Genomic DNA, 12,938 nt, shown 5'->3' on the forward strand with positions numbered 1-12,938 from the left:
CGGAATGCTCGCGCCAGACGCTTTGAAACCTAGCGCTTCACTTGAGGCGGCGCGCACTTTTCCAGTACGCGAACTCGTCTTCGTAAATCTCGGCGTCCAGGTCCATGACCCGCTGCTGCAGGCGCGCCTGCGCGTCGCGTACCGCCTGGTTGTACACCGTCGGCCCCATCTCTGCGAGGAAGAAATCCAGCAAGGCGCCGGCCTGCAGATTGCCGATGCCTTTCATCGAAATACCGTCCGAGCGAGAGAATTGCCGCCTCTCGCGCCGCCTTGTCCAGTTCGATGGCCATGCCCGCCTCCCTACCGTGACCATCGCGGATCAGAACGGTAACGAAGACCTGCTGCGCACCACCGCGGAACACCCCTTCTGGGTGCGGGACTGGGGCTGGCGCAAAGCCGCGCTGCTGCAGGCCGGCATGACCTTGCTGGATGGCCGTGACCGCCCTCTGACCGTGGTGAGCGTGGCGCAAGAGCCGTACACCGACGTGGTATACAACATCCAGGTGGAGGCGTTCCATACCTACCACGTGGGCGAGCTCGGGACATGGGTGCATAATGCGAACTGCTGCGGTGTCGGGGGTGGAAGTGCATCGCAGGTGGGGAAAGCAGCAAATCCCGGGGTTGCTAGTGCAAGTGGGACTGCGGTTAGCTCCGCCCAAGCTGCTCGATTAAATATGCAGTTGTCTGCAGAGCAAGCGGCTGGAGTGAAAGCGCCAACACAAATTGTAAGTTATTCTGACCATGCGATAGCCCAAATAGCTAGTAGAGACTCTGGGATTGGTGTCAACAAAGCTGCTGTAACAGACGCATTTTTTAATCCTGTGGCAATTCATTATGTTCCAAGTAAATATGGACCAACATTTAAGTATGTTGGACAAAATGCGACGGTCGTTGTAAATTCACAAGGGAACGTGGTTACTGCTTGGGGAACAAGTGCAGCAGGAGTGGCAAAATGATAATTAACCTGACTAGTGAGCAAAAAAAAATATTAATCGCACTCAAATGCAAGGATGATGGTAAAAATGCTGATGCATTTGATAGTGCTCTACAAGGCCGTATTGATATAATCCATATTGATACGCTTTGTGGCTTGATAAATCTAGAATTTATGATGGAAGGAATTGATGAACATTTCGAGCCAACTCAATATGGAATTGAATTGGAAAATCTGCTGGATGCAATAAATAGACCAAGACTTGCTGGGTAGGTGTCGCATCCCGGATGATCATATAAGCAAACGCTTTGAGAAACTTGCCATCGCCCGGGAAGGTATGGGTAGGCTTCTGCACGCCCTACAACAGCAACAACAATGATCGTCAAACTGCACAAACAAGCCCGCACAACGCCGGCTATCCGCGAGGAAATTCGCAACGCAACCGGCACCTTGGCCGAACTGGCGGCACGCTTCAACGTCAGCATCCCCACCATCATCAAGTGGCGGAATCGTGACTCTGTTGAAGACCGCTCGCACACGGCCCATCGGCTGCAAACCCGGCTGACACCGGCCCAGGAGCACATCGCGGTCGAACTGCGCAAGTTGCTCAAGCTCGGCCTGGATGACCTGCTGGTCGTCGTGCACGAGTTCCTGAACCCCGACGTTTCCCGCTCCGGGCTGGACCGCTGCTTACGTCGCCACGGCGTAGGCAACCTGCGTGATCTAGAGTCCTCGTCCGCGCCGGTCAACCGCCTCAGCAAGCCATTCAAGGCGTACGATCCGGGCTACTTTCACATCGACGTCAAATACTTACCGCAGATGCCGGACGAAACATCCCGCCGCGACTTGTTCGTTGCGATCGACCGCGCCACACGCTGGGTCTTTGTGCAGATTAAGTCGAACAAGACGGCCCATACCGCCAGAGCGTTTCTAACCGCCCTGCAAAAGGCGGTGCCGTGCCATATCCGAACGATCCTGACCGACAACGGCAGTGAGTTCACCGACCGGCTGTTCAACAAGCAAAAGCAACCGAGTGGTGAACACGAATTCGATCTGCTGTGCACTGCGCTCGGGATTGAGCACCGATTGACCAAACCGCGCACCCCGCAAACCAACGGGATGGTAGAACGCTTTAACGGCCGGATCAGCGACGTGCTGGCGACGCACCGCTTCGAATCCGGCAAGGACTTGGCCGAGACGCTGGAGCGCTATGTACTGCTCTACAATCAGCACTTACCGCAATTGGCGCTGCAACATCGAACACCGATTCAGGCCATGAAGGAGTGGCAAAAACAGCGCCCTGAATTATTCAAAAAGTGCGTTAGCAATCGTCCGGGACTGGACATCTAATCTGCCAGAAAATACAGTTTAGAACTTAACTATTGATGTGCGCGGACAGAGTATTTCTCGTGGCGAACTCAATCGTATGCTAGAGAGTATCGAGAGAAAATCTGGCGGATCTATTTCTAGGGAAAATATTAATATTCTGCGCTAGTGAGGTATTAAATGACTGTTGGGATTAAGTTGGGTAGTATTATCGATGAAATTGGGAGTGATGATTTTTTTCATTCCTTCTTTTCTACTATTAGTGGAAATCTTGAGTCGGCTGGATGGGGGAGTCGGTTTCCAGTTTTATTGAATAAGCTCTATCAGGGGGAGCTGAGTCAGGAGTGGGCGGCAGATGCTTTGGACGAGCTGGAAGCTATTCGAAAGATGTTTTCAGAGTTGCCTGTTACGGATGTTATATGGGATCTGGAAGATAGAAAAAAAACACCTCCATGGGGTGATGTTATTAGTAATGATATTACTGATCTTTCAAATTACTTTGTCACATCAACTGGTAGGCAGCTTTTCTCAGTGATCAGAGAGTGCCTAGAGGAACTTCGCGATAGTGGCGGTGTCTTGAAGGTGGTTGCGTATTAGAACGTGATGAATATTTTTAATTTACCCACGTTGGATAGAGGCTATTGATATTTGACGGCATGTCATTTGTAGAAGTTCAGACTTGATCTGACAGTCAGGCCTTGCCGGAAGGTGGGGTTACCCGTTTTGATAGAGGTGCGAATCTTCATCAAAACAGCGCGCAAGCGCAGGAGTAACCTCATGGCTAGTTTTAACCAGAACATCATCAAGCACAAGATCGGCTTATTGAAGCTGGCCGCCGAACTGGCGGCACGCTTCAACGTCGCAAATGCTGCGCGCATTGCGGCTAAGCAATCGCCTATCGTCGATGATGTGTGGATCAAGAACTTCCCGGAACATTCTGCGTACAACGGCGAGACTCTAGTCCACCATCACCTGGACTATGGCCCAAAAGCGATACCGCTTCCGGGCACAGTCCATAGCAAGCAACCTGGCTGGGGCATCTGGCACCCAGAGCATTCGGGGAACTAAAGTGATCTTGAAAACGATCGATGATGTGCGGCGGTACACCTATGAAGTGGCCCAGAGATTTCCTGCAATTGCTGGTGAGATCGAGGTGACTGCAGAGGCTCTTGAGCTACCAAAGGGTTTGGTCGCAGAGCTCCAATTACCTCGGGGATATTGTTCTGTTGCCGAAGCAAATAGACTTGCTGGCGTCTCTATAGGGTTCTTTGCGCTTTGGCCATCGTTTGTGCGTGAGTCTCTTGAGCAAAGTTTGATCAAAGCAAATGCATCGGATTCCTCGGTGGGACTATTTGGTGGCAACACGTTAATCGCCGTTGCTCGATATGAAGCGAATCCTATTTGCGTAGCTTCCGCCGCAAGCGATGCGCGAGATCAAGTGTTTTTGCTGGACACGATGAGTTCACCGAACTGGAAGCTAAGGTCCATTGCTACAAACTTCGAGCAGTTCTTGGCTCTCGCGGCAAATGTGCATCGCATATCCGACATGTATGATGGAGAGATTAAAGCTGGACAGGAGGAGATGGGTCGTTGCTGCGAAGCGTTGGCCTGTAGCCCAGAGCAAACTGCCTTCTGGCAAAGCCGGATAACGGAAATGCTTGCTTAGAGCCGTAGGTGCGGATAGCGCAGCGTATTCGCACGCATGCCAATACCAAAAAAATAGGCCGGTATCCCGTAAACGGATGTCAGCCTGTTTTTGTTGGAAATGCCAAAATCCACTCAGAATAACCGCCTCGACTCCGTCGATAGCCGCGCAGTAGCAAGCCGGCCGTTTTCCATCCATGGCTTGCGCCGAATCTGCTACCTCGAAGTAGCAGAGCGTTTCTCCGCCGTAAAACAATTCCCTCATTTAATCAGCTGTAGAAGTTCAGACTTGATCTGACCATCTGGCCAGATCTAAATTTCTATACATTGCGCAAAAATTCCGTTGCCGTGTTCGATTTTGGCGCTTAGCCTTCCCGTGTTTCCCCTCGCTTTATGCCCTGTGTCATGAATAAAAAAATTCTGCTGACCTTCCTCTCCATGGTGTTTTCCGGTTCCGTCGCTTTGGCTTCGGAGGCGGCTCGCGCGGATGACGCGCAGGCGGTTCCGCAATCGAGCGCGCGTATCCGCCTGTTCGGCCAGAACGGTGTGGGTGTCTGGTTCTATCGCAATATGGCCTGTTACAAAACCGGCATGTGGGGCCCGACGGACGCCGAGACGGTCTCAGGAGGCCTTGGGGACGCGTTCGCCTCGTTTGTCGGCGTTGCCTCCAACTCCGGCATCGGCATGCCGGAAACCACGACTACCCGGGAAATCGCCAAGCGCAATGGTATGCTGTCCAAAGCCTTTTTCCGCGAGTATTCCGTGGACGCGGACAAGCCGCTGACGGTGCTTGTGTCATTTGGCGATGTGTCGGGCATGAGGTGCGGCTACCTGTCGGCCAGCTTCGTTCCGAAGGCCGGCAAGGATTACGAGGGCGTGTTGAATATCTCGGTGGCCGAACGCGTGTGCCGCCTGGAAATCAAGGAAATCACCGGCACCCCGGAAGCGACCGAGCTCAAGCTTGTCGATGATATGAAACCCGCCGGAAAATGTCGCTGACCCTCTGGTCGTGGTGTGAAGTGCGGCGCCCGGTACCGGTCGGATTGCCTTTGCCCCCGGTGCCGGGTGCCGTTACCATACGGTTCGTTAACCTTGCGCGCTAGACAGGGTTCCAAACCAGCCGAAGAGCTGGTTTTTGTTTGACCGGATGTTGACTTGCTAATGGAATAATTGATGAAAGAAGAAAAATTTGCCGCCATGGTCGAGCGCCTGGAGCGGCTGGCCGTGGCGCAGCCGGGTGGCTATCGCGTCAGGGTGGTCCTGCTGGCCATGCTCGGCAACGCGTATCTCGCCACCATGGTCGGGCTGGTGTTGTGCGGCCTTTTGGTGTCGATCGTATCGATCACCCGCTTGCACTTCGTGGGCGCCAAGCTGACCCTGATCATGGGGTACCTGCTGTGGCGCGTCATCAAGGCGATGCGTGTTTCCGTGCCCGAACCGCAGGGCATTCCGCTTGACCGCCGCCGTTCCCCGGAGCTGTTCGCCATGCTCGACGGGCTCAGGAGCGAGCTTAAGGCGCCGGCGTTCCACGAGGTGCTGCTGACCGATGAGTTCAATGCCGCCGTGGTGCAGCGTCCGCGTCTTGGCGCGCTCGGCCTGTGGCAAAACTCGCTGCTGATCGGTCTGCCGCTTCTGAAAATGCTGACCCCCGATCAGTTGCGCGCCGTGCTGGCGCATGAAATGGGGCACCTGTCGCGCGGGGATGGCCGGATGTCCAACTGGATTTACCGCCAGCGGGTGCGTTGGGGGCAATTGCTCTCCGAACTGGAAAAGGATGACGGGCGCGGCAACTGGCTGTTCAAGCCGTTCCTTAACTGGTACGCGCCCTATCTGAACGCCTACGCGTTTCCGCTCGCCCGCGCCAACGAATACGCCGCCGACGCGACAGCGGCGCGCCTGACGTCGCCCAGGCTGATGGCCCAGGCGCTGAGCGCCTTGCCGGTGCGCGGCGGTTACCTGTCGCAGGAGTTCTGGCCACAGATTCACCGCGAAGCGGACGACACCGTCGAACCCCGTTGCCGGCCGTACCGGCAGATGAGCGGCGCGAATGTCGTCGGGCAGGAGGAGGTGGAACGCTGGTTGTCGGTCGCCTTGCAAGAGGAGACCGGGCTTGGCGATACCCACCCTTGCTTGCGGGAGCGCCTGGAAGCCCTGGGCGAGGAGGCCGACTGGCAGCCGCCCAAAGAGGGCGAGACCGCCGAGCGTCTGCTCGGGGAGGCGCTGCCGGGCCTGATGGACCGACTGGATGACGATTGGCGTCGCCGCATCTCGGACGGCTGGCGGGAGCATTACCAGACCACCTCGCGCAATCGCGCAAGACAGGTCGAGCTTGAGCGGCAACTCGCCGACACGGGCACGCTGGAAGAGCGCGATATGGTGGATCTGGCCTTTTTGCGGGAGCGGACCGCCAAAGACGAGGAAGGCGCCCTGGCGCTATGGCGCCGTCTCGCCGATGCGTCTGTGGACGAGCCTTACTTCTCTTACATGCTCGCCATGCGCCTGCTGGATCGTTCCGACGAGGAGACCGCCGAGGGCGAGAAGCGTCTTGCCGATTTGGTTAGCCACCATCCGGACTGGATCCTGCGCGCGGCCGAAGCGCTGCGCGATCACTGCTGGACCGAGGGGCGGGAGGACGAGGCGCACGAATGGCACCGTCAGTGGAGCGAGCGGGCCGAACTGGAGGCCTTGGCCGAAAGGGAGCGGGAAACGGTCTTGCTGGCCGACAGCTTCGCGCCGCATGGCCTGAGCGATGAGCGGGTAACCGCGCTGCGGGAGTTTTTCTCGTGCGTCGAGGAGCTGGGCGAGGCCTGGCTGGCCGCCAAGGAAGTGCGGTACCTGCCCGAGCGTCCGAGCCTGGTGCTGGCCGTGAGCGTGAGAGGCTGGTGGCAGCGCAAGCGGCGCGGCGACGAGCTGGTGGCGGGAATACTGCAGCGGAACGTGCCGTTGCCGGCGGGCACGCTGGTCGTGAGTCTGGAAGGGGGATTCAGCTGGGTGCGCCGACGGTTCCGAAAGATTCCGGACACTTGCCTGATCAAGCGGTAAGGGAGAGCCGCCAGGCCCGGTTTCGGGCCTGGCGCGCCGGATCAGTAGGGCATGATGCGGTCTGTGCCGCCGCCACGCATCACGCGCACGCGCTGGCCGACGGCGATCGGCACGTCGGGCGCCTGCACGATGGAGAGCATTTCACCCGTCCGGTCGAGTTTGACGGTGACTTCCACCGACTGTTTGCCCCCGATCGACTTCTGCGCCGCGTCGGCCGCGACGCCGCCCGCGATCGCGCCGACGATCGCGCCCACCGCGGAGCCCTTGCCCTTGCCGATCGAGCTGCCGGCGATGCCGCCGACGGCCGCGCCGCCGAGGGTCAGCAGTTCGTTCCTGTTGCCTTCGACTTTCACGGCCTGCACCGACACGACGGTGCCGATCTGCACGGTTTGCGCGCGTTGCGTCTGCCGGCCGGAGTAGACCATGGCCGAATCGGGGCTCGCGCAGCCGGCGAGCACGCCGACGGCCAGCAACGCCGCGATCACGGATTTACCAGAGTATTTGATCATCTTGTTCAGCTCCCTGTTCCTGGGTGGGGTTCTTGACGGGGGCGATCCTTGAGCGCGCGTGCGCATTCGGCGACGAGACCCGGGCCGCGGTAGACGAGGCCACTGTAAAGCTGGATCAGGCTCGCGCCAGCGTCAAGTTTTTCCTGGGCATCCTTCGCGCAAAGAATACCCCCTGCGCCTATGACCGGCAGGGCGCCGTCAAGTTCCCGCGCCAGACGCGCGATCACCCGTGTGGCGCGCTCGCGTACCGGCGCGCCGGACAGTCCGCCCGCTTCGTGTCCGTGAGGGTGACCCTCCACCGCTTCGCGCGCGAGCGTGGTGTTGGTGGCGATCACACCGTCGATGGCATGGCGCGCGAGCGAACGGGCGATGGCCGAGACACCTTCATCGTCGAGGTCCGGCGCGATCTTCACGGCGAGCGGCACGTAGCGGCCATGCGCATCGGCCAGCTCCGCCTGGCGGGCCTTGAGCCGCCCGAGCAGGACATCCAGTTCGTCGGCCTGCTGAAGCTGGCGCAGGTTGCGGGTATTGGGCGAGGAGATGTTCACGGCGACATAGCTGGCCGCCGGATACACCTGGGTGAGGCAGGTCAGATAGTCGTCGGCCGCCGACTCGATGGGCGTGGCGGCATTCTTGCCGATATTGATGCCGAGCACCCCGCGGAACTTCGCGTCGGCGACATTCCGGACCAGCGCGTCGACGCCCAGGTTGTTGAATCCCATCCGGTTGATGATGGCTTCGTGCTCCGGCAGCCGGAACAGCCGGGGTTTGTCGTTGCCCGGTTGCGGACGGGGCGTGACCGTGCCGATTTCCAGAAAACCGAAGCCGAGCGAGGCCAGCGCGTCGATATGGGCGCCGTTCTTGTCGAGCCCGGCGGCGAGACCCACCCGGTTCGGGAACTCGATGCCCATCACGGTGACGGGATCGTGAACCATGGTGCCGGCGGCAAGACCGGACAGGTGCAGGGCGTGGGCGACATCGATGAGTTTGAGCGTGACTTCGTGGGCCTGCTCCGGATCGAGGCGGAACAGCAGGGGACGCATCAGCGGGTAGAACATGGCGGGCCTCGGACAAGAAAATGCCCGGCATTATAACCGGGCATCGGGATGTCGGGCGAGCGGCGCCTTGTCACAGCACGGAGCAGACCGTGTCGAATTCGAAGCGCGGGTTGCGCGGGTAGAGCTTGCTCGCGTCGCCATAGCCGAGGTTGACGAGGAAGTTGGCCGAGAAGCGCCCGTCCGGGAAAAACTCGGCATTGAGCCTGGCCGGGTCGAAGCCGGACATCGGACCGCAATCGAGACCCAGCGAACGGGCGGCCAAGATCAGGTAGGCGCCTTGCAAGCTGCTGTTGCGGAAGGCGGTGGCATCGATCAGCGGCTGATTGCCCTCGAACCAGCTTCTGGCATCCGCATGGGGGAACAGGAACGGCAGGTGCTCGTAGAAGCGGTTGTCCAGGGCGACGATGACGGTGACCGGCGCGGCCAGGGTCTTTTCGACATTGCCTTCGGCAAGGCAGGGCTTGAGCCGGGCCTTGGCTTCGGGGGTCTTGACGAACACCAGGCGCGCGGGCGAACAGTTGGCGCTGGTCGGGCAGTGTTTCATCAGATCGAACAGATGAACAAGCACGGAATCGGGGACCTCGCGGGCCTGCCAGTGGCTATGGGTGCGGGCATCCAGGAACAGTTGCTCCAGAGCGGTTTTGCTGATCGGGGTACTCATCGTTTGTGTCTCCACGTGGGCATGCTAGGGCCGGCTGTTCTGGGAATCCGGCGCCGTGTTGGCCGGGGCCGCCAGTTCGCTGGTGACTTCGGCCGGAAGGGTGCGTTCGTCGTCCTGGGTGTTGGCCAGTACCGTGATGGACACGCGCCGGTTCCTGGCGCGGCCATCCGCCGTGGCATTGCTGTCAACGGGCTGATTGGCGGCCCGGCCGATGGCCACGAGCCGGTCCGGACTGATGCCGCTCTCTTCGAACAGCCGCACCACGCTTCCGGCGCGGGCGGCCGACAGTTCCCAGTTGGACGGGAACACCGGGTTGCGGATCGGCACATTGTCGGTGAAGCCCTCGACGCTCACCGAATTGTCGACCGTCGAGAGCACGTTGGCCATCTGCCGCAGTGTTTCGAAGGATTGCGTGGACAGCTGGGCCTGGCCGACCGCGAACAGCGCGGTGTCCTTGACTTCGATCGCCACGCCCTTTTTGGTCTGGGTGATGTTGACCTGACCGCTTTTCACCAGCGGATTGAGCACCTTGTTCAGATCGGCGGCGAGATTGCCGAGGCGCGCCTGCTCGGAGAGGGGGGAGCGGCTTTTGACCGCTTTGGAGATCGGTTTGGTCTGAGGTACCTCGACCATGGTGTTGGCGCCGCCGCTGGGACGCGGGTTGACGCTCAGGGTCGAGCCGGTGCGGAAGGCGTCGACGATGGCGAGCGACAGTACCCGGTATTTCCCCTCGTTGAGGGAGGAGATCGCGTACATCACCACGAAGAACGCGAACAACAGGGTGATGAAGTCGGCGTAGGAAACCAGCCAGCGTTCGTGGTTCTCGTGTTCCTCTTCCGGTTGGCGTCGGCGTGACATCGGCTCGGTCCTTGCATCGGAGCCCGCCCGCGGGGGCGGGCGGTGGCATCAGAAGAAGCGGGTATCCAGCAAATTGCGTACCCCGCCCTTGAATTCTACGCCAAGTCGGCGGGCAAAGCGGCTGCCCAGATCATCCTGCGGCGTGAGGTCGACGGTTTTTTCCGCGTGGATCACGTCGCGGGCCACGGAGTCAACCGTGCCATACCCGTCGGCGAGGCCAAGCGGCAGGCTCTTCTCTCCCAGCCAGACCAGCCCGCTGAACATCTCCGGGGTCGCCTTGAGGCGGGCGCCACGTCCGTCCCTGACCGCCTTGATGAACTGCTGATGGATGTCGTCGAGCAATTGCTGGCGGATGGCTTCGTGCTTGGGATTGACCGGCGAGAAGGGGTCGCCCATCGCCTTGTTCTCGCCCGCCGTTCTCAGGCGGCGCTCGACGCCGAACTTGTCCATCAAGCCGGTAAAGCCGAAGCCGTCGGACAGCACGCCGATCGAGCCGACGATGCTGGCCTTGTCGACATAGATCTTGTCGGCGGCGGCGGCGATGTAATAGCAACCGGAGGCGCAGACTTCCTCGACAACGACCACGATGGGCAGGGCGGGGCGCAGTTTCTTCTGGCGGCGGATTTCATCGTAGACCATGCCGGACAGCACCGGGCTGCCTCCGGGGCTGTTGGCCTTGATCACGATGCCGCGGGTATTGCGGTTCTCGGCGGCGTCGCGCAGGCCCGCGATCAGTTTGTTCGCGGAATCGTCCTCGCTGTCGATCACGCCGGACAGCTGGATGACCGCCGTGTGGCCGGAGCCGCCGACGGACAGCTTGCCGTCTTCTTTTTCGATGAAGGTGGATTTGAAGATCGCCGAGGCGATGACGCCCATGACCAGCAGCCAGGCCAGCCGGAAGAAGATTTTCCATTGGCGGGCGCGGCGCTGCTCTTCGAGCGAGGCGGCGGCGAGTTTCTCCAGCAGGTTGCGTTCCCAGTTCGGATTGTTGTCACTCACTGTGTGTCATGCTCCATGCGATGTTGGTGGCGTGCTGCCCGTATGTCATGGTACCCCAGGCTTTTTCCCCGGAAAAGCTCCATGAGCCGGGAGGTCAGGTCCGGTAGTCGGACAACCAGCCGTAAAAGTCGGCGAAGGTATCAAAGACACCCAGCGACGGACACAACTCCAGGATGTCCGCGTCGTGAGCGCCCTGGGTCAGGCCCGCGCCATGAGTACCGGCGTTGGCGGCCATCAGCAGGTCGTGCGTGGTGTCGCCGACCATCAGGGTGCGCGTCGGCGTGGCGCCCAGTTGCTCCATCAGCGCTTCGAGCATCGCCGGGTGTGGCTTGGACGGGCATTCGTCGACGGTGCGTGTGGCATCGAAGCAGTCGGCAAGGCCGGTGGCGGTCAGCGCGCGGTCGAGGCCCCGACGGCTTTTGCCGGTGGCGACGGCCAGCAGATAACCTTGCTGCGCCAGCGCCCGCATGGCTTCGCTCACGCCCGGGAATAGCTCGATGGTTTCGTCGGCGCTGAAATAATAGCGCCGATAGGCGTCGACCATGGCCGGATAGCGCTCCGGGGGCAAGTCGGGGCAGGCCTTCTGCAGGGCTTCGGCAAGGCCCAGACCGATCACGTGACTCGCCGCGGCGCGATCCGGAATGGCCGCGCCGACATCGCGCGCGGCGTTCTGGATGGAGTGGACGATATGGGCGGTGGAATCCATCAGGGTGCCGTCCCAATCGAAAACGATCAGATCAAAGGGAAGTGCCATGGTTTTTTCTCAGTTGGTCGAGATAGCGTTGCAGTTCGGCCGGCAGCGGCGCTTCCAGCACAAGCGATTCGCCGCTGACCGGGTGGGGCAGGGTGAGGCGGCGGGCGTGCAGGAACATGCGCCGCAAACCGTTCTTGGCGAATTCGCGGTTGCGCGCCGGGTCGCCGTATTTGTCGTCTCCGGCGATCGGGCAGCCGTTGGCGAGCATGTGCACGCGGATCTGGTGAGTGCGGCCGGTCTTGAGGCGGGCCTCGACCAGAGAGAGGTCGCCAAAGCGTTCTTCGACGGAGAAAATGGTGTGCGCGTGCTGGCCGTCCTCGGCCACGCGAACGCGGCGCTCGCCGTCGGGGGTGGTCCACTTGAACAGGGGTAGCCGCACATGGCGGCCGTTGGCCGGCCAGTGTCCGTCGCCCAGCGCGATGTAGCGCTTGTCCGGGACATTGTCGCGCATCATGTCGTGCAGCTTGAGCAGCGTCGAGCGCTTCTTGGCGAGCATCAGCAGGCCGGAGGTTTCGCGGTCGAGCCGGTGCACGAGTTCGAGGAAGCGGTACTCGGGATGCGCCTGGCGGAGCTGTTCGATCACACCGAAGGAAATGCCGCTGCCGCCATGGACCGCCACGCCGGCCGGCTTGTCGATGACCAGCATGAAGGGGTCTTCGTAAACGACGGGAAACTGGCCCGGCGGCGCGTCGGGGCCATCGCGGCGGGCGACGCGCACGGGAGGCAGGCGGATTTCGTCGCCCTCCCGCACGCGGTAGGACGCGTCGATCCGGCCCTTGTTCACCCGCACTTCACCCGAGCGCAGGATGCGGTAGACATGGCTTTTCGGGACGCCCTTGAGCAGCCGGGTGAGGTAATTGTCGATGCGCTGCCCGGCGCTGCCGTCGTCGACAGTGTGAAAGGTTACAGAGTCTTTGCGAATATCAGTCATTTTGCTTATACTTCATGCGCCGGACGGAGCGTTGTGTAACGTTCCTGGCCGGCGATCCGGATGATGGTCCCGGGAGCCGATCGCCCCCTGGACGCCGCTGCGGGGAAACAGCCCGGCCGGCAGGGTAGGACCCTGACCTGACGCCGAGTCTACCACCGGCCGCAGCCGCGGTTATCTCGCTCACCGAAAAGCAGCGATGGTAATGCATTTGGACGCATAGCG

At 60.5% G+C, this 12,938-nt stretch carries 16 protein-coding genes; 8 read left to right on the plus strand and 8 right to left on the minus strand.

Features of this window, described 5'->3' with window-relative positions:
- Positions 1 to 37: 37 nt before the first annotated feature.
- Positions 38 to 226: a DUF2164 domain-containing protein gene (locus JNO50_RS06975; RefSeq protein ID WP_215796513.1), complete on the minus strand. Its 189-nt coding sequence runs from the start codon at positions 224 to 226 to the stop codon at positions 38 to 40.
- On the opposite strand from JNO50_RS06975, the gene JNO50_RS06980 reads away from it, so the two are divergent.
- The 8 genes from JNO50_RS06980 to JNO50_RS07015 all read left to right on the plus strand — a co-directional run bounded on the left by JNO50_RS06980 (position 216) and on the right by JNO50_RS07015 (position 6,946).
- Positions 216 to 956 (plus strand): polymorphic toxin-type HINT domain-containing protein, encoded by a 741-nt coding sequence (locus JNO50_RS06980; protein WP_215796514.1) that lies wholly within the window; start codon positions 216 to 218, stop codon positions 954 to 956. The two genes, JNO50_RS06975 and JNO50_RS06980, sit on opposite strands and share 11 nt — an antisense overlap.
- On the plus strand, positions 953 to 1,207 hold the full coding sequence (locus tag JNO50_RS06985; RefSeq protein WP_189530913.1) for a hypothetical protein: 255 nt from the start codon (positions 953 to 955) through the stop codon (positions 1,205 to 1,207). The genes JNO50_RS06980 and JNO50_RS06985 overlap by 4 nt, the downstream gene beginning before the upstream one ends.
- Before the next feature lie 102 nt (positions 1,208 to 1,309).
- Positions 1,310 to 2,284 (plus strand): IS481 family transposase, encoded by a 975-nt coding sequence (locus JNO50_RS06990; RefSeq protein ID WP_215796515.1) that lies wholly within the window; start codon positions 1,310 to 1,312, stop codon positions 2,282 to 2,284.
- Positions 2,285 to 2,440: 156 nt separating this feature from the next.
- Positions 2,441 to 2,857: an immunity 70 family protein gene (locus JNO50_RS06995; RefSeq protein ID WP_189535450.1), complete on the plus strand. Its 417-nt coding sequence runs from the start codon at positions 2,441 to 2,443 to the stop codon at positions 2,855 to 2,857.
- A 180-nt stretch (positions 2,858 to 3,037) separates the two neighbouring features.
- Positions 3,038 to 3,328 carry a hypothetical protein gene (locus JNO50_RS07000; protein WP_189535452.1) on the plus strand — a complete coding sequence of 97 codons (291 nt, stop codon included), beginning with the start codon at positions 3,038 to 3,040 and terminating at the stop codon, positions 3,326 to 3,328.
- Positions 3,329 to 3,335: 7 nt separating this feature from the next.
- Complete coding sequence (locus tag JNO50_RS07005; RefSeq protein WP_189535454.1) at positions 3,336 to 3,926, plus strand: hypothetical protein; 591 nt, start codon at positions 3,336 to 3,338, stop codon at positions 3,924 to 3,926.
- 383 nt (positions 3,927 to 4,309) lie between these two features.
- Positions 4,310 to 4,903 carry a hypothetical protein gene (locus JNO50_RS07010; protein ID WP_189535456.1) on the plus strand — a complete coding sequence of 198 codons (594 nt, stop codon included), beginning with the start codon at positions 4,310 to 4,312 and terminating at the stop codon, positions 4,901 to 4,903.
- Positions 4,904 to 5,077: 174 nt separating this feature from the next.
- Entirely contained in the window at positions 5,078 to 6,946 is a 1,869-nt protein-coding gene (locus tag JNO50_RS07015) for a M48 family metallopeptidase (protein WP_189535458.1), read from the plus strand.
- A gap of 41 nt (positions 6,947 to 6,987) precedes the next feature.
- On the opposite strand, the gene JNO50_RS07020 is transcribed toward JNO50_RS07015, so the two are convergent.
- From JNO50_RS07020 to JNO50_RS07050, 7 genes are all read right to left on the minus strand, one after another.
- Positions 6,988 to 7,455 carry an outer membrane lipoprotein gene (locus tag JNO50_RS07020; RefSeq protein ID WP_229804806.1) on the minus strand — a complete coding sequence of 156 codons (468 nt, stop codon included), beginning with the start codon at positions 7,453 to 7,455 and terminating at the stop codon, positions 6,988 to 6,990.
- 5 nt (positions 7,456 to 7,460) lie between these two features.
- Positions 7,461 to 8,513 carry a quinone-dependent dihydroorotate dehydrogenase gene (locus JNO50_RS07025; RefSeq protein WP_189535462.1) on the minus strand — a complete coding sequence of 351 codons (1,053 nt, stop codon included), beginning with the start codon at positions 8,511 to 8,513 and terminating at the stop codon, positions 7,461 to 7,463.
- Positions 8,514 to 8,583: 70 nt separating this feature from the next.
- On the minus strand, positions 8,584 to 9,174 hold the full coding sequence (locus JNO50_RS07030; protein ID WP_189535463.1) for a malonic semialdehyde reductase: 591 nt from the start codon (positions 9,172 to 9,174) through the stop codon (positions 8,584 to 8,586).
- 24 nt (positions 9,175 to 9,198) lie between these two features.
- Complete coding sequence (motD, locus tag JNO50_RS07035) at positions 9,199 to 10,032, minus strand: flagellar motor protein MotD (protein WP_189535465.1); 834 nt, start codon at positions 10,030 to 10,032, stop codon at positions 9,199 to 9,201.
- A 48-nt stretch (positions 10,033 to 10,080) separates the two neighbouring features.
- On the minus strand, positions 10,081 to 11,031 hold the full coding sequence (locus JNO50_RS07040; protein ID WP_189535466.1) for a S49 family peptidase: 951 nt from the start codon (positions 11,029 to 11,031) through the stop codon (positions 10,081 to 10,083).
- A gap of 94 nt (positions 11,032 to 11,125) precedes the next feature.
- A complete protein-coding gene (locus JNO50_RS07045) occupies positions 11,126 to 11,785 on the minus strand; it encodes an HAD-IIIA family hydrolase (RefSeq protein WP_189535468.1) in 660 nt (219 codons plus the stop codon).
- Positions 11,769 to 12,716, minus strand: coding sequence for an RluA family pseudouridine synthase (locus JNO50_RS07050; protein ID WP_189535470.1), 948 nt, complete (start codon positions 12,714 to 12,716; stop codon positions 11,769 to 11,771). Before JNO50_RS07050 ends, JNO50_RS07045 begins: the two co-directional genes overlap by 17 nt.
- Positions 12,717 to 12,938: the final 222 nt, after the last annotated feature.

The sequence above is a fragment of the Paludibacterium paludis genome (genome assembly GCF_018802605.1).
GTDB classification, from domain to species: domain Bacteria; phylum Pseudomonadota; class Gammaproteobacteria; order Burkholderiales; family Chromobacteriaceae; genus Paludibacterium; species Paludibacterium paludis.

Excerpts from the sequence above, each read along its gene's own strand:
- JNO50_RS06985 (WP_189530913.1), top strand. The coding sequence starts at position 953 with ATGATAATTAACCTGACTAGTGAGCAAAAAAAAATATTAATCGCACTC.
- JNO50_RS07015 (WP_189535458.1), top strand. The coding sequence starts at position 5,078 with ATGAAAGAAGAAAAATTTGCCGCCATGGTCGAGCGCCTGGAGCGGCTG.
- JNO50_RS06990 (WP_215796515.1), top strand. The coding sequence starts at position 1,310 with ATGATCGTCAAACTGCACAAACAAGCCCGCACAACGCCGGCTATCCGC.
- JNO50_RS06995 (WP_189535450.1), top strand. The coding sequence starts at position 2,441 with ATGACTGTTGGGATTAAGTTGGGTAGTATTATCGATGAAATTGGGAGT.
- JNO50_RS07000 (WP_189535452.1), top strand. The coding sequence starts at position 3,038 with ATGGCTAGTTTTAACCAGAACATCATCAAGCACAAGATCGGCTTATTG.
- JNO50_RS07025 (WP_189535462.1), bottom strand. The coding sequence starts at position 8,513 with ATGTTCTACCCGCTGATGCGTCCCCTGCTGTTCCGCCTCGATCCGGAG.
- JNO50_RS07045 (WP_189535468.1), bottom strand. The coding sequence starts at position 11,785 with ATGGCACTTCCCTTTGATCTGATCGTTTTCGATTGGGACGGCACCCTG.
- JNO50_RS07020 (WP_229804806.1), bottom strand. The coding sequence starts at position 7,455 with ATGATCAAATACTCTGGTAAATCCGTGATCGCGGCGTTGCTGGCCGTC.
- JNO50_RS07050 (WP_189535470.1), bottom strand. The coding sequence starts at position 12,716 with ATGACTGATATTCGCAAAGACTCTGTAACCTTTCACACTGTCGACGAC.
- motD (WP_189535465.1), bottom strand. The coding sequence starts at position 10,032 with ATGTCACGCCGACGCCAACCGGAAGAGGAACACGAGAACCACGAACGC.
- JNO50_RS07010 (WP_189535456.1), top strand. The coding sequence starts at position 4,310 with ATGAATAAAAAAATTCTGCTGACCTTCCTCTCCATGGTGTTTTCCGGT.
- JNO50_RS07030 (WP_189535463.1), bottom strand. The coding sequence starts at position 9,174 with ATGAGTACCCCGATCAGCAAAACCGCTCTGGAGCAACTGTTCCTGGAT.
- JNO50_RS06975 (WP_215796513.1), bottom strand. The coding sequence starts at position 226 with ATGAAAGGCATCGGCAATCTGCAGGCCGGCGCCTTGCTGGATTTCTTC.
- JNO50_RS06980 (WP_215796514.1), top strand. The coding sequence starts at position 216 with ATGCCTTTCATCGAAATACCGTCCGAGCGAGAGAATTGCCGCCTCTCG.